This window comes from Variovorax sp. KK3 (genome assembly GCF_001984055.1).
Classification (GTDB): Bacteria; Pseudomonadota; Gammaproteobacteria; order Burkholderiales; family Burkholderiaceae_C; genus Variovorax.
In genome coordinates this window covers 21,663-42,444 of the sequence record NZ_LYVO01000016.1, presented here as the reverse complement: position 1 = coordinate 42,444, position 20,782 = coordinate 21,663, and the positions used below count along the sequence as shown (strand labels likewise).

Below are 20,782 nucleotides of genomic sequence, written 5' to 3'. Positions count from 1 at the left end.
GCCGCTCGCTGATTGCTCGCCGACCCGGCAGCCCGGCCGCCCGCCAGAGCGAACGGCCTACCTGAACTGCATCAACAGTTCCTGCCGCGTGCCGTCCGTGAGCTCCAGCGCGAGGCGGCGGCAGGTGCGCGACCACGACGGGTCGGTTGCCCAGGCGTAGGCGTACACGCCGGTTTGGGCGTCGTAGCGCAATCGCCCCGGTGTCGCCGTGCTGCGCGGCAGGTCCGGCGTGCCCATCGGGATGGCGGTGGGGCACACGATCTGTTCGGACGTCGGCGAGCCGGCCGCCAGCACACCGAGCCCTTGATCGCCGCCGAGCGAGAAGCGCAGATCGACCGCGCTGCCGGCCGTCATGGCGTTCAAGTCCGGCGCGCGCTTCAGCGGCGACACGGTCTCGATGTAGATCGGACCATGCGGCTTGCCCTGGATGATGAAGCGGCCGAAAGCGAAGCCGTTGGCGCCGATCGGCACGGTGGCCACGGTCAGCAGGCTGGCCACCTTGATGGCCTGGACGCTGTGATCGTCTTCGTTGACCACGTAGGCGAACTTGCCGTCGGGCGTGAACGCGACGGACATCGGCTTCTTGCCGGTGGGGATGGTCTGCACGACCTTGTGCGTGGCGGTGCTGATGATCGAGATCGTGTTGTCCAAGGCATTGGCCACCCACACGGCGCTGCCGTCGGGGCTCGCAGCCGGAGACCAGGGGAACTGGCCGGTCGTGATTTGCTGCGCCGTGTTGGTCACGTTGTCGAACAGCGTGGCGCCCTTGCCTTCCCAGGTCGCAACGTAGACCTGATTGCCGTCGGGCGTCACCGTCACACCCTCGGGCAACTCGCCCGTCACGGCCTTGGCGACCAACTTGAGCGTCTGGGTGTCGATCTTCGACAGCCTTCGATGGGTCTCGCTCGCGTAGTAGACGAAAGCGCCATCGGGAGACACGGCCACGCCGCTGCCGGTCGTTTCGCCGGCATACGAGGCCACCACCTTGCGCGTGACGGTGTCGATGACCAGGAGCGGATAGGTCTTGTGCCACTGGGTCACATACAGCTTCTTGCCGTCCGGGCTCACGGCACCGCTGCTGGGCATTCCCTCGAGTTCGATCGTCGCGACGACCGTGTGCGTGGCGCCTGACACGACCGAGATCGAGTGGCCGGAGAAGTTCATGATGTAGATGAAGTCGCCGGTCGGGCTGATCGCCACGCCTTGGGGGAAGTCGCCCACCGGCAGAAACTTGACCACCTGGTTGGTGGCCACGTCGATGATGGCCAAGTCGTCGTTGTAGGGCCGCGGTACATAGGCGAAGGGCGCGGCCAACACGGCCGTCGATGCCAGCGTCGCGACGAAGAGCAAGAGGCCTCGAGCCCAGTCGACAGCCGTGCGCGCGTGCACGCCGATGGCTTTGCAAAGCACCCGGGCAAGGATGGCCATGGCGACAACCTCCGATTCGCTGGCCGGCCTGGTACAGGCCGACGCACGTGCCCAAGATAGCGCTTACGGGCCCGGGGTGGAATCCGACAAACGAACTACGGCGGCGGTTCTTAGTGATGTCCAGGCCGTTCGCCTGGGCATCGTCACGAGCCGCCCTGCTTCAGTTGCCGCAGTTGTTCTTCGGCGCGGCCCAGTGCGGTGCGCAGTTCCCGGATTTCCTGCTCCAGCTTCTCGACACGCGCCGCCCGGCTCTGCACTGGTGCGACGGCCTGGCACCGGGCGTGCAGGGCTGCCAATTCCTCGGCGAGCTGCCGCCGGCGAAGCATCTGGCCCTTGGAGCGGGCGATGTCGATGTCTTGCTCCAGCGCGTCTTCCTCGGCCTTGCAAACGGTGGTGTCGATCGGCGGTGCGGGCTGTGCCATGGCGGGGGCCGCCACTGCCAGCATGATGGCCAGGAAACAGGCTTTGATTCAGCGCTCCAGAAGAAAGTTGGGCAGCAGCTCGGCGGCACCCTGCAAGAGCGCGAACTCCTCTTGCGAAAGCGGCAGAGGCGCCATGTCGAAATGGCTCAGCGTGCCCCACAGCTCGCCGGTGTCGCTCACCAGCGGAACGCTGTGATACGACACGACCACGCCTTGGTAGGGATGGCCTTGCAGGCGCGGGTCGACCGACGAGTTGTCCGTGCGAAACGCGCTGTCTCGGCGAACGTACTGGCAAAAGCTCTGATCGAAGGGCACCGTCGCCAGGAACGCCGGCCGCATCTCGCCCGCCTTGTCGTGCAGCAGCACGTTCTGAAGCTTGAGGCCTGCGAACCGATAGGCCGCGCTGTACCGATGGGGCACACCTTCGTTGAGATACGCAAGCGCCGCCGCCGGACCGTCGGCGCGCAGGACGGCCGAGAACGAATCCAGAGTGCGGGGCAATGCCATGGCCCGATTGTGGCGCCGCTCTCGACAGCGGGAATGATGAATACCCCGAAGCCGCAAGGGACGTGGGGCAAAATCGCCGCGCCGCTGGCACTCGTCTTGCGTGTGCAAGGGTGCTTCGCCGACAATTTTCTTCGGGGCGCGCGTGCGCCCTCGAACCGCATGGAAAGCAATCGTCCGCCATGGGCCCGCCTGCAGGGCCCGTCGATCGGCCCGCGCGCGCTGGCGTGCGTGGGTGTCGCTGCGGCAATCTTCGGTTGGAGCGCCGCGATGGCGCAAGCGCTGCCCCAGGGGCCGCTGACGCTGGTGGTGCCCTACCCGCCCGGTGGCGTTTCGGACGTGCTGGCCCGCGGCTTCGCACCCGCCTTCGGGCACCTCGTGGACCGGCCCATCATCGTGGAAAACCTCAGCGGCGCGAGCGGGTCGATCGCGGCCACCCGGTTCCTCGGCGCAGTGCCCAACGGATCGCAGATCCTCGTCGGCTCGCCGACCGAGACCGTGCTGGCGCCCCTCACGATCAAGTCGCTGAAGTACCGCGCCGCCGACTTCAGGCTGCTGGGCGTGCTCTACAGCGCCCCGGTGGCGCTCTACGTGCGGCCCGACCTCGATGCCCGCACGGTCGACGACCTGGCCGACCCCGCGCGTCGCGCCGGCAAGCCGCTCAACTACGGCAGCCCGGGCAGCGGCTCGCTGTATCACATCGTCACCGAGAAGCTGCGCAGCACCATGGCGATCGAGGCCGTGCACGTGCCTTATCGCGGTGGCGCACCGATGCTGCAGGACCTGATGGCCGGCACCATCGACTTCACGATGCTGCCGCAAGACAACGTGCTGGGCGCATTGGTCGACACCGGCAAGCTCAGGATGCTCGGCGTGGCCGCCGACCACCGCAGCGCCCGCCGCCCCGACGTGCCCACCTTCGACGAAAGCGCGCGTGCCAAGGGCATCGGGCGCCCCTCGGTGTGGGTGGGCCTGTTCGTGCCCCGAACGATGCCGCCGCAGCTGGTCGCGCAGCTTCACCAGACCATCGTGCAGGCCCTGGGCCAGCCGCAGACCCGCCTGGCGCTGGAGGCGACCGGCGGCGCGGTGCCCGCGGCCATGGGCCTGCCCGAGGCCGAGGCGTTCTATGCGCGCGAGATGCGCATCCTGCAAGACCTGGCGAAGGCCGCCGATGTGCAACCCAACTAGCGGCGGCCCGTCCACGCGCAGGAGGCCGCGGCATGCCGCCTGAGCCGTCGTCGCCCGCCGTTCCGCACATCCACTTCGACTCGCGCGCCATGTCGCCCGCCGGGGCCGTGGAGCAATGGCGCGAGTCGCTGTCGCGCAGCTGGGAGATGGAGATCGACGCGCAGCACGTGCCGGCCTTCGAGGCAGAGGTCTCTTTGTGGAAGCTCGACCCGCTGATCGTCGGCCACAGCACCTTCGGCCCCATGCAGACGCGCGTGCGGCGCGACAAGAACATCCGCATGGACCAGCTCGACCACTACCGGCTGATCCTGCTGCGCGAAGGCGAGTTTCATTGCGATGCCTCCGGCAACCACGTGTCGCTGGCGCCGGGCCGCTTCGTCCTCACCGACATGGCCCTGCCCGAGACCAACGCATCCTGCTGCAAGAGCACCATCCTGTACGTGCCGCGCGACCTTCTCGAAGAAGCGCTGCCGCGGCCCATGAACCTGCACGGCGCATCGCCGATGAACGCCTGCGCCGGGCTGGTGGCGAATCATCTGTCGTCGCTCATCGCCGGCCTGCCGTCGCTGTCGCCCGAGGAAGTGCCGCACATGATGAAGGCCACCGTCAGCCTGCTGGCCGCAAGCGTCGCGATGAGCCCCGCGACCCTCGATGCCGCGCAGCCCGCCATCGACTCGGTGCTGCTGCGCCGCGCGCGGCAGTACGTGGAGCAGCACTTGAGCGAAGAGAGCCTGACGGTCGATCGGATGTGCGCGCACCTTCGCATCTCGCGCTCGACGCTCTACCGCCTGTTCGCCGACCTGGGCGGCGTCGCCAACTACATCAAGGAGCGCCGGCTCGCGCGCGTCCACGGCATCCTGAGCGGCACGCGCGAACGGCAGAACATCGCACGGCTCGCCGAAGAACACGGCTTCAAGAGCGCCACGCATTTCAGCCGCGCGTTCAGGGAACAGTTCGGGTATAGCCCGCGTGAGGCGACGGGGGCGGCACAGACGGCTGTGCGGGCCGAGGAGGTGCAGGGGGCGAGTGGGTTCGGGAAATGGTTGGAGGCGTTGGAGAACTGATCGCCTGGTGCGCGCGCCTGGCGGCGGCGTCGAGGGCGGCGTGTCTCAGGGCCGGCACATTCAAGCCCTTGGCTGTGACGAGGCCCATGCGACTGCCATTGCTGCCCAACGAGGCTTGCTTCTCAACGCCCGCCGGCTGCATGCAGGCTTGGCTACGATAGTCCTCCCCGTACGGCCAACGGCGGCCCCACCAATCTGTCGTCACGTGCACAAGGCACCCACATGTCCGACATTCGACCCATCGATATGCAGGCGCTTCGGATCTTCCTGGCGACCGCCCAGGACTGCAACATGTCCAAGGCGGCCGAGCGGCTCGGCATCACGCAATCGGCGGTCTCGCAATCGGTGCGCCTGCTCGAGGACAACCTCGGAACGCCGCTGCTCAATCGCTCGGCCCGACCACTGACACTCACCATCGCCGGCGTTGCACTCGCGAACCGCGGCGCAACCCTGCTCGACCAGGCCATGAACCTGCGAGGCGCCGTGATCGAAGCCAGCAAAGGCATCAGGCCGAACTTGCGCGTCGGCTTGGTGGACTCCTTCGCCGCCACCTGCGGCACACCTCTGGTTCAGCAATTGCTGCGCGGCACTGCCCAGCTATCGGTGCGCACGGGTTTGACGCCCAACCTGACCGAAGCACTTGCCCGGCGCGAACTCGACTTGGTGATCTCCACGCGCTCACTGGACTTGGACGGGATGGCGAACCACCTGCTCCTGTCGGAAAAGCTTCTCGTCATCGCGCCCAAAGGGCAGGCTTCGGCATGCCGCAGCGTGGCGGACCTTGTCCATCTGTCGAAACAGTTGCCGATCGTCCGCTTCAACGTCCAGTCGCACCTCGGCGAACAGGTGGAACGCGCGCTGCGCCGAGTCGGCCTCAACCCGGCACGCCGCCTCGAGGTGGAAACTGCCGACACCCTCACCTCCATGGTGGCCGGCGGAATCGGCTGGGCCATCACGACCCCCCTGTGCCTGCTGCAGGGCGCGCGCTCAGCCAACGCGGTGCGGCAGGACTTCGTACCCGAGCTTCATGCGGAACGGCAAGTCTTCTTGCACGTCCGCAAGGGTGAGTACGACGAACTCGGAAAGCAGACCTTCGAACTCGCGAGCCGTCTTTTGGACGGGCATGTCAGAAACGAACTGAAGGCCATCCATCCGTCTTTGCCAGAACTGATCGAGATTCACCCTTGGACCGAAGCCCATGTCGAGACCTCGGCCGGCTCGCCTCAGAACACCGGCAAGGACGCCTTCTGAATGGCCGCCAGGGTTTCTTGCTTGGTCAGAATGCCCGACTCGCCCAGGATGTCCACCAGCGAGCGCTCTTCAGTCACGGACTGACGGGCCAGCTTGCTGACCTTCGCGTAGCCAAGTTGCGGCACCAGCGCCGTCGCGACTGCCATCGATTCCAGCAGATGGCTTTCGTTGCGCGCGCGGTCCGCAGTGATCCCGGCCACGCATTTCTCGTTGAACCGCCGAATGCCATGGGTCAACAGGTGGATGCTGTCGAACACCCGCGATGCCACCACGGGCTCGAAGTGGTTGATCTCCAGCTCACCGTACTGGACTGCCTGAGCCACGGCCACGTCGTTGCCAACGACTGCAAAACTCAGCTGGATCATGGCCATCGGCAATACCGGATTGACCTTGCCAGGCATGATGGACGAGCCGGCCTGCGCCTCGGGAAGCCGGAGCTCTCCAAGGCCGCCCACCGGACCCGACGACAGCACCGTCAGATCGCGAGCGATCTTTGCCAGCGCGGTGGCGCACGTGCGAAGTTCCGCAGATACCCGCGAGAACGTGTCCATGTTCTGCATCGCGTCGAACGAATCGTCAGGGGCGACATAGTCGGCGCCAGTCAGCGCACGCAAGTAGCCGTACACCGCGGCACGGTAGCCTTCTGGCGCACCGAAACCCGTGCCGATGGCAGTCCCGCCCAACGGGAGGGTCAGCAGCTTTGCACGCACCGTCGTCATCTCTGCTTTCAGGCGATGTGCCAGAGCGGCATAGCCTCCGAACACATGACCCAGACGCATCGGTTGCGCGTCTTGCAAACACGTTCGACCGAGGTGAAGAACCTCGGCGAACTCTTGTGACTTTCGGTCGAAGGTCGCGGCAAGTTCGCCCAGCGCATCGATCAGCGGCTCGAGCATGTCGTAGGTCGCGATCTTCTGTGCCGAAGGGTAGGCGTCGTTGGTCGACTGCGAACGGTTCACATGGTCGTTCGGATGCACGACTTCGTAAGAGCCGGCCGGGCAGCCCAGGATCTGCTGCGCCCGGTTGGCGATGACCTCGTTGAAGTTCATGTTCGTGGAGGTGCCGCCCGAGCCCTCCATCAAGTCGACGATCAGCGAGTCCTCGAACTTGCCATCGATCAAGTCCTTGCACGCTTGCGCGATGGCGTCGCACACCTTGGCGTCGATCACGCCGCGATCGCGGTTCGCCAGCGCCGCGGCCCACTTCACGTGCGCGAATGCCTTGATGAACTCCGCGTAGTGGCCCACGGTCTGGGTCGAGACCGAGAGGTTGTCCTGCCCTCTCGCACTGTTCACGCCATAGAGCTTGTCGCGGGGAATGCGGACCTCGCCTACGTAGTCTCTCTCGGTCCTTGAAGATTCGATGCCAGAAGACTTTTCCATGGCCGTGTTCCTCGTACTTTCAAAATGGTGAATCGAATGCCCCGGGCCGCCGCACTTTCGCGGACGGAGGCGCACGTGGTCATTGGGGTTTGATGCCTCGTTCCTGGACGATCCTGGCGAACTTGTCTCGCTCCTTTTGAACGAAGGCGCCCACTTCGGTGGGCGACTTCGAAGCGTCGGCCTCGATACCGAGATTGGCCAGCTTCTCGCGCACCTCAGGCGACGAGACGACGTCCCGCAACGCCTTGTTCAACGTGTCGATGATGTCCTTCGGCGTACCGGCGGGCGCCTGGATGGCTTCCCATTCCACCAGTTCGTAGTTCGGCAGTCCCGACTCCGCGACGGTCGGAACGTTGGGGAAGGCTGCAACCCGCTTGGCACTCGTGACGGCGACCGCACGCACCTTGTTCTCCTTGGCGACACCGACCGCGGCGGTGACCGTCGAGAGCATCATCGACACTTGGTTGCCCATCACATCCACCAGTGCGGGACCTGACCCTTTGTACGGAACGTGGATCATGTCGACGCCTGCCATCGACAGAATCAACTCGGATGCAATGTGGCCCGCACTCCCCGCGCCGTAGCTCGCATAAGACAGCTTTCCCGGCTGCGCTTTCGCCAAGGCCACGACGTCGGACACCGACTTGGCTTGCACCTGGTTGGGCGTCACCATCACGAGCGGGATGACCCCGAGCAGGGCCACGGGAGCGAAGTCGGTCGCGATGTTGTAGTTGAGCTTCTGCAGCGAAGGGTTGATCGCGAAGGAGGACTGCGCTGCGAGCAGCGTGTAGCCATCGGCCGGCTGGCTTTTGACGTACTGCGCGGCGATCACCGTGTTCGCACCAGGCTTGTTGTCCACGATGACGGGCTGTCCAAGCTTCGTGCTCAGCGACGCGCCCAGCAGGCGAGCCGTTGCATCCGACGAGCCACCGGGCGGGAAGCCGACCACCAATCGAATAGGCCGATTGGGATAGGAACCGGATGCCTGCGCCTGGACGGCCTGGGCGCCACCAAGCAAGGCCAGGGCTGCCACCGCGAAGTACTGGCGACGATACGAATTGGGGATACTCAGCACGCGCATTTGATGTCTCCTGTATGGATCTGAACGGGCGAACCGCACAGTGAGCGATTCGCGGGCCGAGGGAAGTCTAGGGTTGCAAACTCGATTCCTGGGCAGTGCTTGCGCCACCATTAGGAAGACTGATCGTGGACAACGGATCTGACTTATCCAGGCATCAAGATTGCGCTTGGGTCGTCGGTCCTCGTGGCGCCATGGACCATCGACTGTGCTCACGCAAGATGCGGAAGTCGACATTCGCAGTCCCATGGGCCGGGCCGAGCCCTGCCAGGGAACGGCGCGTTACGATCACCCATGAACAAGTCATTCTCGAAGCATCTCGACGGCAAGAAGCCCGATCGGATGCTTGATGCGGTCAGGTGCGAAGGTCGAACGTACGTCCTGCTCGAACGACGGCGCGACCTGCCCGAAGGCACGGACCTGCGGCACAAGAAGTTGAGCGGCACCGCGTCATGACGGGCATCCAGGCCAAGCGAAGGTTCATCGTCATCGCACTGCTGTGCGCGGCGCTCGGCGGTGCGCTGCTGCGAGCGCTCTCCGAGCCCGGGTCGACGGCCCGCGACGTCGGCACCTTGTTGATGCTGTTGTGGCTGCCGATCATCGGCAACGTCATCGCCTGGCTCATTGCCAAGCTACGGCGGCCGGTGACCGCGGAGCCGACGGGTTTCGAGGCCGGCAACGCATTCCGACCCCACGCCCTCGTCGAGCTCACGCTGCGAGCGCCCCAACTCCCCTCCGAAAACTCGCTGATTGGCGAAGGCGAGCACCACTGCGCACTCGTCGTGGACAACGAAGGCTTTTCGGCACGCTGGGTCGTGCCGCCGGGCAAGGCGTTTCGGCGCGGAACGCCGCAAACGCTTCAGGTCGAGTTCTTGAAGCCGGCGATCGCACTGCCACGGTTCCCGCGTGATACGGAATTCCGAATGCTCGTGGCCGAATCTTTCGTGGGCGATGGCCGGGTGTTGCAGCTCCTTGGACACGACTGACGCCTGGCTCGGAGCCATCTCCGCGCCGCACCTGCGCGAAGTTCGGCTGATCTACAGCCTGATAGCGGCTGCAAATGAGCTCACGCGGGCCTGTCCTCACCACGCGAATCGGCCTTTCGCCGCTCAGGTGCCGAGCACCACACGATCAACGCCAGCAACGCCACTTGGATCGGCAGCCGGAGCCACAGCGCCCAGACCGGCACCGGAAACAGCTCGGGTCGCTGCAACATGTAGACATGGCACGGCGTCACGGCCAGCGTGAGTGCGAACAGGCCGATCCCTGCGGCACGGCGCGTCGGTCGCCACAGGAGGCCTGCTGCACCCAGCAGCTCGAAGACGCCGCTCACCAGGACGGCTGCGCGCGGCCAGGGAATGTAGGGTGGAACGATCTTCATCTCGGCCTCGGTTGCCACGAAGTGCGCGATGCCGCCGATGAAGAACCAGACGAACACGAACGCAACTCCGGCTCTTTTGAATCGTGTACGTGATGTCATTCGATGTGAGCGAAGTTCGGCGCAAGCATGAGGGATATGGACTGATCATTGTCCAGCCCGACCAGGTCGCTGCCCATTTCCGATCACGTGGTGTCTCCGAGCCCTTATATTCGTCGGCGAAAGGTCGGCGCCCCATTGGAGGTTCGCCGCTTGCGATGTATGGAAAACGAGGCGTGCCCATTTGAGAACCAAACTTAAGAAGCACGGCCAGATCAAGCTCGTTTGCGTCACCATTCTCCTGACGCTTGCGGCGACGCTGCTGGTCCTCAATCTCACGAGCGGAGAGAAGCGGCTCGACGAGCAGATCAAGCGCGAATACGCGATGCACGACGCGCAGTACCAGCGCACGCTCGGCGTGATGCTCGGGTCGCCCATCACGGAAGGCAATCGCTTCGAGGCACTGTTCAACGGCGACCAGATCTTTCCGCCGATGCTGGCGGCGATTCGCTCGGCGCGCACGACCATCACTTTCGAAACCTACATCTACTGGTCGGGCGAGATCGGGCAAGCATTCGCTGCAGCGCTCGCCGAGCGAGCACGCAATGGCGTCAAAGTCCACGTGCTGCTGGACTGGGTCGGAAGCGGAAAGATGGAGCAGCGCTTCATCCAGGAAATGGAGGACGCCGGCGTCCAGGTGCGGAAGTTCCACAAGCCGAGCTTCTACGACCTCTCACGCATGAACAATCGCACGCACCGCAAGCTGCTGATCGTCGATGGACGGGTCGGCTTCACGGGTGGCGTGGGGATTGCGACCGAGTGGACCGGCAACGCGCAAGATCCGAAGCATTGGCGCGACTCGCATTTCAAGGTCGAGGGACCCGTGGTGGCGCAGATGCAGTCGGTCTTCATGGACAACTGGATCAAGGCATCGGGTGACGTGCTGCACGGCGAGGCTTACTTCCCGGCAATTGCAGCCCTTTCAGTGTCACAGGGGCAAGGCAAGGCACAAACCTTCAGCAGCTCGCCGAGCGGTGGCAGCGAGTCGGTGCACCTGATGTACCTGCTGTCGATCGCCGCGGCGGCGCGCACGATCGATCTGTCGAGCGCCTATTTCGTCCCGGACGACTTGACCGTCGGCGCGCTGGTCGCAGCCCTGCGCCGCGGCGTGCGCGTCCGGATCATCACGCCCGGACCGATCATCGATTCACAGACCGTGCGCGCCGCATCTCGGTCGGCATGGGGTCCGCTGCTGGAAGCGGGCGCGCAGATCCACGAATACCAGCCGACGATGTTTCACGTCAAGGTGTTCACGGTCGACGACCTGTTGGTATCCGTCGGCTCCACGAATTTCGACAATCGGTCGTTCAAGTTGAACGACGAAGCCAACCTCAACATCTACGACGAAGCTTTTGCGCGCGCTCAAACTCAGCAGTTCGAGAAAGACTTGTCGGTGTCCAAGCGCATCACCTTCGAGCAGTGGCGCGACCGTCCGATCTGGGAAAAAGTGACGGAGCGCTTCGCGGCATTGGTTTACAACCAGCTCTGACCGCGCGCTCGGAGTCCTACAGCGCGTCGAGCGAAATCCGCTCGCCCCGCACTCCCCCCGCTCCTTACACCCCGGAAGGACAGAGTCCAGCGACTCGTGCGCTGACGCGCAGCAACGTCTCGAACACCGGAGCAACAATGGCCAGTCGAAGAAAAAGCAAGCGCGGCCTCTACGCCAACATCCAAGCCAAGCGCAAACGGATCGCCGCAGGCAGCGGCGAGAAGATGCGCAAAAAGGGCGACAAGGGTGCACCAGCTTCAGATGCCTTCAAGAAGTCGGAGAAGACTGCAAAGAAGAAGGCACGCAAAGGCGGTGCTGGCAAGAAGGCGAGCAAAGCTGCGAAGAAGCAGGTGAAGAAGAGCGAGAGAACAAAAAAGACGAAGAAGACGAAGAAGACGAAGAAGGCGAAGAAGGCGAAATAGACCCGGCCAAGGCGACGCCAACGGCGCGCTCAACCCAACTCGATGACTTGCGCCAGCAACCCTGTCTGCGCAGCACTCGGCCCCACGAGGATCTCGACCTGGCCCGCCACGAACAGGGGCGCCAGGTCGGGCCCCAGATAGCGCAGGTCGGCCGCCGGCACCTCGAGCTTCACCGACCCTGTTTCCCCTGGCTTCAGCCGCAATTTTGCATACCCCTTCAGCTCCAGCATCGGCCGCGTCACCAGATTTCGCTTGCCGCGAACGAACAGGAAGACCGTCTCTTCCGCTTCATGCGCGCCCACGTTGCTGAGCTTCACGCTGACGGTCAGCGTGTCCTGCTCGCGCAGGCGCGCCGGCTCGACCTGAAGCTCGTCGTAGCTGAACTGCCCATAAGTCAGCCCATGTCCGAAGTCGTACAACGGCGTGTTGGCCACGTCCAGGTATTTGCTCGTGAAGTGATCCGCAGGATTCATCGGCCGCCCCGTGGGACGTTGCCCGAAGAAGATCGGCACCTGCCCAAGCGCACGGGGCCAGCTCATCGGCGTGCGGCCGCTGGGCGAGATGCGGCCCGTGATCACGTCGGCGATGCCGTGGCCCGCCTCGACGCCGAGGAACCACGCGGCCAGCAGCGCATCGGTGTTCTCGGCCAGCCAGGGCACGACGAGCGGCCGGCCTGAAAAGAGTACGACGACAACCGGAATGCCGAGCGACCGCGCGCGGGCCACCACCGCCTCGGCCAGCGCCTGCTGCCGCCCCGGCAGCACGGGCGCGGCGCGGCTGGCCGCCTCGCCGCTCATGGTCGCGCGTTCGCCGAGGCACAGCACCACCGCATCGGCACCGTCGCACAGTGCCACGGCCGCATCGATGCCGCTGTCGTCGTCGTCCACGATCGGCACGCCGGCGGCGTGGCGGATGTCGGTCTGCGGCAGCGCGGCGCGCAGGCCGGCCAGCACGCTGACGGCCGGCTCGTGTTCGCCGGCGCCCCACCACGGGCCCTTCATCTCTGTGCTGGCGTCGGCCAGCGGGCCGATGACGCACAAGGCCTTGGCCGTCGAGGGCAAGGGCAAGGTGTCGCGCTCGTTCCTGAGCATCACGATGGATTTGCCCGCGACCTCGCGCGACAGCGCGTGGCGCTCCGCGATCACTGCCGAAGCCTCTTGCGCCGTGCCGCGGCGATAGGGGTCGTCGAACAGGCCGAGTTGTTCCTTGAGCCGCAGCACGCGGCGCACGCACACGTCGATCTCTTCGATGGTCACCCTGCCCTGCTCCAGCGCGATGGGCAAGCCCTTGCGGTAGGCATCGGCCATCATGTCGATGTCGACGCCGGCCTTGAGCGCGAGCACGGCGGCATCGGCCAGGTCGGCGGCCACGCCGTGCTTGATGAGTTCGGCGATCGCGTTGTAGTCGCTGACGATCACGCCGTCGAAGCCCATCTCGCCGCGCAGCCAGTCGCGCAGCAAGGGGATGTGAGCCGTCATCGGCACGCCGTTGAGATCGGTGAAGGCCGGCATCAGCGTCGCGACGCCGGCGCGCACGGCCGCGGCGAAGCCCGGCAGGTGCAGCTCGCGCAGCGTGCGTTCGGAAATGTCGACCTCGGCGTATTCGCGCCCTGCGTTGACGCCGCCGTAGGCGACGAAGTGCTTCGCGCAGGCAGCCATCGATTCGGCCGACGACAGGTCGGCACCCTGGAAGCCGCGCACCTTGGCCTGCGCGATGCGCGTGTTGAGCCAGCCGTCTTCGCCCGGGCCTTCGGCGGTGCGGCCCCAGCGCGGGTCGCGCGACACGTCGAGCATGGGCGCGAAGGTCATGGCCAGGCCGTCGGCGGCGCCTTCGCGCGCGGCCTCGCGGGCCGTGCGCTCCCACAAGTCTTCGTCGAACAGGCCCGCCTCCGCGAGCGGAATCGGGAACAGCGTGCGGTGGCCGTGGATGATGTCGAGGCCGATCAGGAGCGGGATGCCGAGCCGCGACTTCTCGACGGCCAGCCGCTGCATCTCGTGCGTGGGGCCGGGGCCGACCATGTTGAGCAGGTTGCCGACGGTGCCGTCGACGATGGACTGCGTGGAGTCCCCCGCCAGCACCGGCCCGGTGACCGTGTAGCTCGAGGCCACCATCGTGAGCTGGCCCAGTTTTTCGGCCAGCGTCATGCGGGCCATGAGGGTATCGATACGGCTCATCAGGGATTTCGAATGGAACCCAGGGGGCCTAATGATGGCATGCTGCGGGGAGCCGTCGGCCGCATGGCGCCGGCGACGCGGTGAAACCAAACGTGACACCTGACAAGACAATCGAAGTGACACCCGAAACGACAACGAAAGGAGCCGTTCGTGTTGAAGAAGGATGACAGGACCCCGAAGGCGCTAGCAGCCCTGCCCGACGACGAATTGATCGAGGCCGTGCAGCGCCAGACCTTCCGCTATTTCTGGGATGGCGCCGACGCCGCGAGCGGCCTGGCGCTCGACCGCCGCACCCTGGTCGCCGCCACGGGCGAAGACGTGGCCGACCCGCGGGTCGCGATCGGCGGCACGGGCTTCGGCATCATGGCGATGATCGTCGCCGTGGAGCGCGGCTGGATCACGCGCGACGCGGCGCTGGAGCGGCTCGGCCGCATGCGCGACGCGCTGCTTCGCGCCCAGCGCTACCACGGCACCTTTCCGCATTTCATGGACGGCGCAAGCGGCAAGACCTTTCCGATGAGCCCCAAGGATGACGCGGGCGATCTGGTCGAGACCTCGTTTCTCTGCATGGGCCTGCTGTGCGCGCGCCAGTACTTCGACGACGACACGGCCGCGGCGCGCCAACTGCGCGCCGACTTCGACACGCTGTGGCACGAGGTCGAATGGAGTTGGTTCACCCAGGGAGGGCAGGACGTGCTGTATTGGCACTGGAGCCCGAACCACGGCTGGGCGATGAACCACCAGATCCACGGGTCGAACGAGTGCCTGATCACCTACTTTCTGGCCGCTGCCGCGCCGCGCCATGCAGTCGATCCGCGGGTGTACCACCGTGGCTATTCGTCCGGGCCCGACTTCGTCAACGGCAAGAACTACTACGGCATCGACATGCCGCTGGGCTCGGCGTACGGCGGCCCGCTGTTCTTCACGCACTACTCCTACCTGGGCCTCGATCCGCATGGCCTGAAAGACCGCTACGCCGACTACTGGGACCTGAACACCCGGCACGTGAAGATCAACCGCGCGCACTGCATCGCCAACCCGCGGGGCTTCAAGGGCTACGGTGCGTCGTGCTGGGGCCTCACGGCCAGCGACGACCCCGACGGCTATCTGGCGCACGACCCGAGCAACGACAACGGCACCATCTCGCCGACGGCCGCGCTGGCCAGCCTGCCTTATGCACCGGCCGAGGTGCTGCAGGTGATTCGGCATTTCCTGACCGTGCATGGCACCAAGGTGTGGAAGGACTACGGATTCGTCGACGCGTTCAACGAAAGCCGCGACTGGTTCGCCGAAACCTACCTGGCCATCGACCAGGGCCCGATCGTCGTGATGATGGAGAACCATCGCACGGGCCTGCTGTGGAAGCTGTTCATGAGCGTGCCCGAAGTGCAGGAAGGGCTGCGCCGGCTGGACTTCGGCAGCCCGTACCTCGCGCAATCCGACGCATGAGTTCCGACGCGACGCGCCCGCAAGACCAGGCCTTCGAGTCCTGGCTCGCCACGCAGCTGGGCCACTCGGCGCGCGCGATGCTGGCCAGCATCTCGCCGCTCGCGATCGTCAAGCATCGCACCGGCTTCGGCCAGACCGTGCGCCCGGTCGCGGGGTCCATCGTCGCATCGCCCGTGCTCGGCAACTACGACCCGGACCCGGACTATTTCTTCCACTGGTTTCGCGACTCGGCCGTCGTCATCGACGCGCTGCGCCTGCTTCACGCCGACGGGCGCATCGGTGACGAAGCGCTGCAGCACCTGCGCGACTTCACGCGCTTCAGCCTGGACCTGAACCGGCTCGACGGCCGCGTGAACGCCGCCGAGCCGGGCCGCCGGGAGCGCGTGGAGCCTGGCCTGCTCCAGTACCTGCGCGACGACGACGACCTGTCGCACGCGCATGGCGACGCCGTCGTTGCCGAGACGCGGGTGAACCCCGACGGCACGCTCGACATCCTGAAATGGGCGCGCCCGCAGCACGACGGCCCGCCGCTGCGCGCGATCGCGCTGCTGCGCTGGGTGGCCGGCGGTCGGCTCGACGCCGCGCTGATGGCCGAGGTCGCCGCCCTGATCCGCTTCGACCTCGACTTCACGCTGCGCCACTGGCGCGAGCCCTCGTTCGACATCTGGGAAGAGGAAAGCGGCCACCACTACTACACGCTGCGCGTCTCGGCGGCCGCGCTGGCCGATGGCGCGGTGTGGCTCGATGGACTCGGCGACGCGACGCTGGCGCAGCGCTGCCGCGACGCATCGCGCGACGTGTTGGCGATGCTCGACGGCTACTGGGTCGACGAAGGCGTGGACGAACAAGGCGCCGCACACGGCTACTACCGCTCGCGCGTGCTGGACGACGACGAGCCGAGCCCCAAGGCGCTGGACATCGCCGTGATCCTCTCGGCGATCCACAGCCTCGACGCCGCCACCACGCACTGCCCGGCCGACCCACGCATGCAGGCCACGCTGGCGCGCCTCGACGCGTTGTTCGACGCGGCCTACCCGATCAACCACGACCGCGCCCCGGGGCGGGGCACGGCGATGGGCCGCTACCCCGGCGACGTGTACTGCTCGGGCGGTGCGTACTTCTTCTCGACGCTCGGTGCCGCCGAATTCTGCTTCCGCGCCGCGGCTGCGGGCGGCGACGCGGCGCGTCGCTGGTTCGACCGCGGCGGCGCCTATCTCGCCACCGTGCGCGCCTACACGCCAGCCGCCGGCGACCTGTCGGAACAGTTCGACCAGCGCAGCGGCGCCCAGACTTCGGCCAAGCACCTGGCCTGGAGCTACGCCGCCTTCATTTCGTGTGTCTCGGCGCGCCGCACCGCGGCCGCAAGCCAGGCACCGCGGGGTTGATGGACGCATCGACACCGAGCCCCGCCGAGCCGGCGCTGAAGACCGGTGTCTTCCGCCAGGTCGGCGACCTGCTCGGCGCCCTGCGCAAATCCGCGGTCATCAACACGCTGGCCGCATTGGCGGCCGGCATCGTCGTCGTCGTCGCGCTCACGGCCTACGGGCAGATCGAGCTCAACAGCTGGAACAAGCCCTTCTACGACGCGATCTCGCGCCGCGACCTGGGCGACTTCATCGACCAGCTGATCATCTTCGCGATGATCGCTGGCGTGCTGCTGGTGCTGAACGTGGCGCAGCGCTGGCTCAGCGAGACCTTGCAGCTCAAGCTGCGCCAGGCGCTGGTGACCGACCTGGTGGGCCTGTGGATGCAGCCGCGCCGCGCCTTCTGGCTGCAGGGCAGCGGGCCGATGGGTGCGCATCCGGACCAGCGCATGCACGACGACACGTTGAAGCTGTGCGACTTGTCGGTGGCCCTCGGCGTGGGCCTGCTGCAGGCCGCGATGCTGTTCGGCAGTTTCGCGGGCGTGCTGTGGGTGCTGTCGAAGGACTTCAGCATCTTCTACGACGGCCGGGACCATGCGCTGCCGGGCTTCATGCTGTGGGCTGCGATCCTCTATGCGATTGCCGGGTCGCTGATGACCTACTGGGTCGGCAAGAGCCTGATTCCCCGCAACGCCGAACGCTACGCACGCGAAGGCGAAATGCGCTTTTCGCTGACGCGCATCAGCGAGCACCTCGACGGCATCTCGCTGGCCGGCGGCGAGGCCGACGAGAAGCGCCGCGTCGCCCTGCATCTGGGCGAGGTGCTGCAGGCCACGTCGCGCGTGGTGCTGGGCTTGACCAACCTGACCTGGGTCACGGCGGGCTTCGGCTGGGTCACCGTCATCGCGCCGATCCTGGTGGCCGCGCCGCTGTACTTCTCGGGCAAGGTGTCGTTCGGCGGCTTGATGATGGCGGCCGCCGCGTTCACGCAGGCGCAATCGTCGCTGCGCTGGTTCGTCGACAACTTCAGCCTCATCGCCGACTGGCGGGCCACGCTGCTGCGCGTCGCCGGCTTGCGCCAGGTGCTGACCTCGTCCGAACTCGAAGCCCAGGCGGGCGGCAGCCGCATCGCGTACGAACAAGGCGAGTCCGGCGCGCTGGCGATCGAGGCGCTCGAAGTCCGCGCCTGGACCGGCCACGATCGACTGGACGCCACCGATCTCGTGGTCGAGGCCGGCCAGCGCCTGCTGATCCTCGGCACGCCGGGCACCGAGAAGACCCTGCTGTTCCGCGCGCTCGCGGGGCTGTGGCCCTGGGGCGCGGGCACCGTGCGCCTGCCCCGCGGCGAGACGATCCACTACATGCCGCGCGGCACGCCCTACCTGCCCCGCGGCACGCTGGCCGAAGCGCTGACCTATGCGATGGAGTCGGCCAACTATCCGCGCGAGGCCATGGTCGCGGCGCTGGCGAGCGTGGGCCTGCAGCGGCTGGCGCCCCTGCTCGACACCACGGGCCGCTGGGAGCGCGAACTGAGCATGGACGAGCAGCTGCTGCTGGGCTTCGCCCGCGTGGTGCTGCAGAAGCCGCCGTGGCTGGTCATGGACGAAGCCTTCGGCGCATTCGACGACGACACGCTCGAAGTCATCATCGAGCTCCTGGACGGCCAGCTCGCGCAAACGGGCATCGTCCACATCGGCTCGGCCGGCGAGGCGCACAGCCGGCTGTTCACGCAGGTGGTGCACCTGGTCAAGGCACCGGAAGCCGCGCCGGAGGACTTGCCGCCATGAGCCTTCATGCCCGTCGCGCGCTGTTGTTGCTGCTGGTGCTGATGCTGCCGGCCTGGGTCTGGGCGCAGAACTTCGGCTTCAAGCCGCCGCGCGACGCCGACGACGCCGCGGCAGTGGAGGTGATGCGCGACCTGGCGCAGCGCATCGTGCCGGTTTACCGCGACAACGACAACGACGTCTTCCTCACCAACCTGACGGCCTTGCAGATCGTCAGCGGCACCTACCGTGCGGCCAACGACAGCAACAAGTCGCTGCGCGCCCGCTACCAGGGCAAGCCTTTCAACGGGCCGGCCGAGCGCGCCGTGGTCGAAGGCATCTATTCGAATGCACGCGCCATCGAGACGAACGAGCGCATGGGCTTCCCCAAGGCCTTCACGCGCTCGTTCCAGGAGTTCATGACGCCGCTCGACAACGTGCAGGCGGCCGCCGTCATGGCGCGGCTGCAGATGCCGCCTGCAGCCTTCAAGCCGCCCGTGCAGCAGGAGTTCGACCGCTGGCGCGCCAAGGGCAGCATTCCGCAAGCGGAAGCGATCGAGCTCGTGCGCGCCTGGCTGGCCTTCGACTCGCGCCGGGCCTACAACGTGCTGCTGCCCGAGCTGGTCGCCGCGGAGAACCGCGCCCGCTACGTGGCGGAAAACGACATCCGCATTCGCGTGCGCGGCGCGACGATCTACGCCAGCATCGTGCGGCCGGGCCGGGCGCAGGGGCCGCTGCCCGCGGTGCTGCGCTTCACGCTCGACCCCGCCGAGGACGACGCGCACCGCAGCGCCGTCAAGGGCTACGTCGGTGTCACGGCCTTCGTGCGCGGACGCACGCCCGACGGCAAGGGCGCCGTGCGGCCTTTCGTGCGCGACGGCGAGGATGCGGCGGCCGTCATCGAATGGATCGCGAAACAACCGTGGAGCGATGGCCGCGTGGCCATGCTCGGCGACGGCTACTCGGGCTTCGCAGCCTGGGCCGCCGCACGCCGGAAGCCGTCCGCCTTGAAGGCCATCGCCATCACCGCGCCGATGGCACCGGGCATCGACTTTCCGATGGCCGGGCAGATCTACCGCAACTCGATGGTGCGCTGGATGCAGGACCACGCGATGGCCGGCGCGGTGCGCGCGGATGCCGATGCCACCGGAGACGCCGGCCCCGATGCGGGTGCCGGTGCCGCTGCTGATGCGCGCTGGCAGGCGCTCGACGAGCGCTGGTACAGGGGCCGCCGCCCTTACTGGGACATCGACCGCATGCTGCTGGGCAAGCGCAACCGGCTGGTGCGAAGCTGGCTGACGCATCCCAGCCACGATCGCTTCTGGCGCAAGTTCCTGCCGGCGCCGAAGCAGTTCGCGCAGATCGACATTCCGGTGCTCAACATCGCCGGCTACTACGGCGCCGAAGCGGGCGCGCTGTACTACCACCAGGAGCATCGCCGGCACCGGCCGGAGGCCGACTCGACCCTGTTGCTCGGCCCCTACGACGCGAACTCCATCAAGCTCGGCACCGCGGCGCAGCTGCGCGGCTACACGCTCGACCCGGCGGCACGCATCGACCTGCCCGACCTGCGCTACCAGTGGCTCGACCACGTGTTGAGGGGTGCAAACAAGCCCGCGCTGCTGCAGGACCGCGTCAACTACCAGGTGATGGGCGCCAACGAGTGGCGCCATCGGCCCGCGCTGGACGCACCGGACCGCACGCGCATGCGCCTGTACCTCGACCCGCGCGAGCAGGAAGGCGCGCACCGCCTGGCGAACGCGCAGGCCGAAGCGGCCGGCAGCGCGCGGCTTTCGGTCGACCTGGCCGATCGGCGTGACGGGCACGAGCCTTGGCCGGATTCGCTGCGCTCGAAGTTGCTGCCGATGCGCAACGCCATCCGCTTCGTCAGCGAGCCGCTGCAGAAGGACACCGAAGTCGACGGCATGCTGCGTGGCGTGTTCGACATCACGCCGTCGCGGCAGGACGTGGACCTGAACGTGTCGCTGTACGAGCAGACGGCCAGCGGCGACTACCAGCTGCTCTTCGACACCTACGACTTCCGTGCCAGCTACGCGGGCCACCGCACCCATCGCCGGCTGCTGCGGGCGGGGGTGAGGCAGCAACTCGCCTTCACGACCGAACGCGCCACCGCGCGCAAGCTGGCGGCGGGCAGCCGCATCGTGCTGGTGCTCGGCATCAACAAGCGGCCCGACCGGCAGATCAACTACGGCAGCGGCAAGGACGTGAATTCCGAGACCATCCGCGACGCGAAGCGGCCGATGCGCGTGCGCTGGCACGAGCGCAGCCACATCGAGATCCAGACCGGCGGGCCTTGACCGAGCTGC

Annotated in this window: 18 protein-coding genes; 11 read left to right on the top strand and 7 right to left on the bottom strand. The window is 66.7% G+C overall.

From position 1 onward, the window contains the following. Positions 1-57: 57 nt before the first annotated feature. From B0W80_RS10225 to B0W80_RS35410, 3 genes are all read right to left on the bottom strand, one after another. Complete coding sequence (locus B0W80_RS10225) at positions 58-1,428, bottom strand: PxKF domain-containing protein (RefSeq protein WP_076999024.1); 1,371 nt, start codon at positions 1,426-1,428, stop codon at positions 58-60. Positions 1,429-1,571: 143 nt separating this feature from the next. Further along, the gene (locus tag B0W80_RS10220; protein ID WP_256856533.1) at positions 1,572-1,850 is read right to left on the bottom strand and encodes a DUF1090 family protein; all 279 of its coding nucleotides are present in this window, start codon (positions 1,848-1,850) and stop codon (positions 1,572-1,574) included. 48 nt (positions 1,851-1,898) lie between these two features. Continuing rightward, the gene (locus tag B0W80_RS35410) at positions 1,899-2,357 is read right to left on the bottom strand and encodes a GAF domain-containing protein (protein WP_076999022.1); all 459 of its coding nucleotides are present in this window, start codon (positions 2,355-2,357) and stop codon (positions 1,899-1,901) included. A gap of 159 nt (positions 2,358-2,516) precedes the next feature. Between B0W80_RS35410 and B0W80_RS10210 the strand changes: the two genes are divergently transcribed. The 3 genes from B0W80_RS10210 to B0W80_RS10200 all read left to right on the top strand — a co-directional run bounded on the left by B0W80_RS10210 (position 2,517) and on the right by B0W80_RS10200 (position 5,857). Beyond that, entirely contained in the window at positions 2,517-3,542 is a 1,026-nt protein-coding gene (locus B0W80_RS10210; RefSeq protein ID WP_179106872.1) for a tripartite tricarboxylate transporter substrate binding protein, read from the top strand. A 32-nt stretch (positions 3,543-3,574) separates the two neighbouring features. Then, the gene (locus B0W80_RS10205; protein WP_076999020.1) at positions 3,575-4,606 is read left to right on the top strand and encodes a helix-turn-helix domain-containing protein; all 1,032 of its coding nucleotides are present in this window, start codon (positions 3,575-3,577) and stop codon (positions 4,604-4,606) included. A 222-nt stretch (positions 4,607-4,828) separates the two neighbouring features. Beyond that, positions 4,829-5,857, top strand: a complete 1,029-nt coding sequence (locus B0W80_RS10200) for a LysR family transcriptional regulator (protein ID WP_076999019.1) — start codon at positions 4,829-4,831, stop codon at positions 5,855-5,857. On the opposite strand, the gene B0W80_RS10195 is transcribed toward B0W80_RS10200, so the two are convergent. Next, entirely contained in the window at positions 5,830-7,239 is a 1,410-nt protein-coding gene (locus B0W80_RS10195; protein ID WP_076999018.1) for an aspartate ammonia-lyase, read from the bottom strand. The two genes, B0W80_RS10200 and B0W80_RS10195, sit on opposite strands and share 28 nt — an antisense overlap. 79 nt (positions 7,240-7,318) lie before the next feature. Next, the gene (locus tag B0W80_RS10190; RefSeq protein WP_076999017.1) at positions 7,319-8,320 is read right to left on the bottom strand and encodes a tripartite tricarboxylate transporter substrate binding protein; all 1,002 of its coding nucleotides are present in this window, start codon (positions 8,318-8,320) and stop codon (positions 7,319-7,321) included. 291 nt (positions 8,321-8,611) lie between these two features. On the opposite strand from B0W80_RS10190, the gene B0W80_RS35405 reads away from it, so the two are divergent. Both B0W80_RS35405 and B0W80_RS10185 read left to right on the top strand, forming a co-directional pair. Then, positions 8,612-8,773 (top strand): DUF6172 family protein, encoded by a 162-nt coding sequence (locus B0W80_RS35405; RefSeq protein WP_179106871.1) that lies wholly within the window; start codon positions 8,612-8,614, stop codon positions 8,771-8,773. Continuing rightward, the gene (locus B0W80_RS10185) at positions 8,770-9,303 is read left to right on the top strand and encodes a hypothetical protein (RefSeq protein ID WP_076999016.1); all 534 of its coding nucleotides are present in this window, start codon (positions 8,770-8,772) and stop codon (positions 9,301-9,303) included. Before B0W80_RS35405 ends, B0W80_RS10185 begins: the two co-directional genes overlap by 4 nt. A gap of 80 nt (positions 9,304-9,383) precedes the next feature. On the opposite strand, the gene B0W80_RS10180 is transcribed toward B0W80_RS10185, so the two are convergent. Further along, positions 9,384-9,755 carry a hypothetical protein gene (locus B0W80_RS10180; protein WP_256856532.1) on the bottom strand — a complete coding sequence of 124 codons (372 nt, stop codon included), beginning with the start codon at positions 9,753-9,755 and terminating at the stop codon, positions 9,384-9,386. A 253-nt stretch (positions 9,756-10,008) separates the two neighbouring features. Between B0W80_RS10180 and B0W80_RS10175 the strand changes: the two genes are divergently transcribed. Both B0W80_RS10175 and B0W80_RS10170 read left to right on the top strand, forming a co-directional pair. Continuing rightward, complete coding sequence (locus B0W80_RS10175) at positions 10,009-11,283, top strand: phosphatidylserine/phosphatidylglycerophosphate/cardiolipin synthase family protein (RefSeq protein WP_076999079.1); 1,275 nt, start codon at positions 10,009-10,011, stop codon at positions 11,281-11,283. Positions 11,284-11,420: 137 nt separating this feature from the next. Then, on the top strand, positions 11,421-11,705 hold the full coding sequence (locus tag B0W80_RS10170) for a hypothetical protein (RefSeq protein ID WP_076999014.1): 285 nt from the start codon (positions 11,421-11,423) through the stop codon (positions 11,703-11,705). 29 nt (positions 11,706-11,734) lie between these two features. Here the strand turns inward: B0W80_RS10170 and B0W80_RS10165 are convergent, their stop codons facing one another. Continuing rightward, positions 11,735-13,879: a glycoside hydrolase family 3 N-terminal domain-containing protein gene (locus tag B0W80_RS10165; RefSeq protein ID WP_076999013.1), complete on the bottom strand. Its 2,145-nt coding sequence runs from the start codon at positions 13,877-13,879 to the stop codon at positions 11,735-11,737. Positions 13,880-14,029: 150 nt separating this feature from the next. Between B0W80_RS10165 and B0W80_RS10160 the strand changes: the two genes are divergently transcribed. The 4 genes from B0W80_RS10160 to B0W80_RS10145 are packed head-to-tail and all read left to right on the top strand — an operon-like array spanning position 14,030 to position 20,773. Further along, positions 14,030-15,328: a glucoamylase family protein gene (locus tag B0W80_RS10160; protein WP_076999012.1), complete on the top strand. Its 1,299-nt coding sequence runs from the start codon at positions 14,030-14,032 to the stop codon at positions 15,326-15,328. Continuing rightward, positions 15,325-16,713 carry a glycoside hydrolase family 15 protein gene (locus B0W80_RS10155; protein WP_076999011.1) on the top strand — a complete coding sequence of 463 codons (1,389 nt, stop codon included), beginning with the start codon at positions 15,325-15,327 and terminating at the stop codon, positions 16,711-16,713. Before B0W80_RS10160 ends, B0W80_RS10155 begins: the two co-directional genes overlap by 4 nt. Beyond that, positions 16,713-18,479, top strand: coding sequence for an ABC transporter ATP-binding protein/permease (locus B0W80_RS10150; RefSeq protein WP_076999010.1), 1,767 nt, complete (start codon positions 16,713-16,715; stop codon positions 18,477-18,479). Before B0W80_RS10155 ends, B0W80_RS10150 begins: the two co-directional genes overlap by 1 nt. Continuing rightward, positions 18,476-20,773 carry a CocE/NonD family hydrolase gene (locus tag B0W80_RS10145; protein ID WP_076999009.1) on the top strand — a complete coding sequence of 766 codons (2,298 nt, stop codon included), beginning with the start codon at positions 18,476-18,478 and terminating at the stop codon, positions 20,771-20,773. Before B0W80_RS10150 ends, B0W80_RS10145 begins: the two co-directional genes overlap by 4 nt. Positions 20,774-20,782 lie beyond the last annotated feature (9 nt).

Excerpts from the sequence above, each read along its gene's own strand:
- B0W80_RS35405 (WP_179106871.1), top strand. The coding sequence starts at position 8,612 with ATGAACAAGTCATTCTCGAAGCATCTCGACGGCAAGAAGCCCGATCGG.
- B0W80_RS10185 (WP_076999016.1), top strand. The coding sequence starts at position 8,770 with ATGACGGGCATCCAGGCCAAGCGAAGGTTCATCGTCATCGCACTGCTG.
- B0W80_RS10225 (WP_076999024.1), bottom strand. The coding sequence starts at position 1,428 with ATGGCCATCCTTGCCCGGGTGCTTTGCAAAGCCATCGGCGTGCACGCG.
- B0W80_RS10190 (WP_076999017.1), bottom strand. The coding sequence starts at position 8,320 with ATGCGCGTGCTGAGTATCCCCAATTCGTATCGTCGCCAGTACTTCGCG.
- B0W80_RS10210 (WP_179106872.1), top strand. The coding sequence starts at position 2,517 with ATGGAAAGCAATCGTCCGCCATGGGCCCGCCTGCAGGGCCCGTCGATC.
- B0W80_RS10155 (WP_076999011.1), top strand. The coding sequence starts at position 15,325 with ATGAGTTCCGACGCGACGCGCCCGCAAGACCAGGCCTTCGAGTCCTGG.
- B0W80_RS10170 (WP_076999014.1), top strand. The coding sequence starts at position 11,421 with ATGGCCAGTCGAAGAAAAAGCAAGCGCGGCCTCTACGCCAACATCCAA.
- B0W80_RS10165 (WP_076999013.1), bottom strand. The coding sequence starts at position 13,879 with ATGAGCCGTATCGATACCCTCATGGCCCGCATGACGCTGGCCGAAAAA.
- B0W80_RS10200 (WP_076999019.1), top strand. The coding sequence starts at position 4,829 with ATGTCCGACATTCGACCCATCGATATGCAGGCGCTTCGGATCTTCCTG.
- B0W80_RS35410 (WP_076999022.1), bottom strand. The coding sequence starts at position 2,357 with ATGGCATTGCCCCGCACTCTGGATTCGTTCTCGGCCGTCCTGCGCGCC.
- B0W80_RS10150 (WP_076999010.1), top strand. The coding sequence starts at position 16,713 with ATGGACGCATCGACACCGAGCCCCGCCGAGCCGGCGCTGAAGACCGGT.
- B0W80_RS10205 (WP_076999020.1), top strand. The coding sequence starts at position 3,575 with ATGCCGCCTGAGCCGTCGTCGCCCGCCGTTCCGCACATCCACTTCGAC.
- B0W80_RS10195 (WP_076999018.1), bottom strand. The coding sequence starts at position 7,239 with ATGGAAAAGTCTTCTGGCATCGAATCTTCAAGGACCGAGAGAGACTAC.
- B0W80_RS10145 (WP_076999009.1), top strand. The coding sequence starts at position 18,476 with ATGAGCCTTCATGCCCGTCGCGCGCTGTTGTTGCTGCTGGTGCTGATG.
- B0W80_RS10220 (WP_256856533.1), bottom strand. The coding sequence starts at position 1,850 with ATGGCACAGCCCGCACCGCCGATCGACACCACCGTTTGCAAGGCCGAG.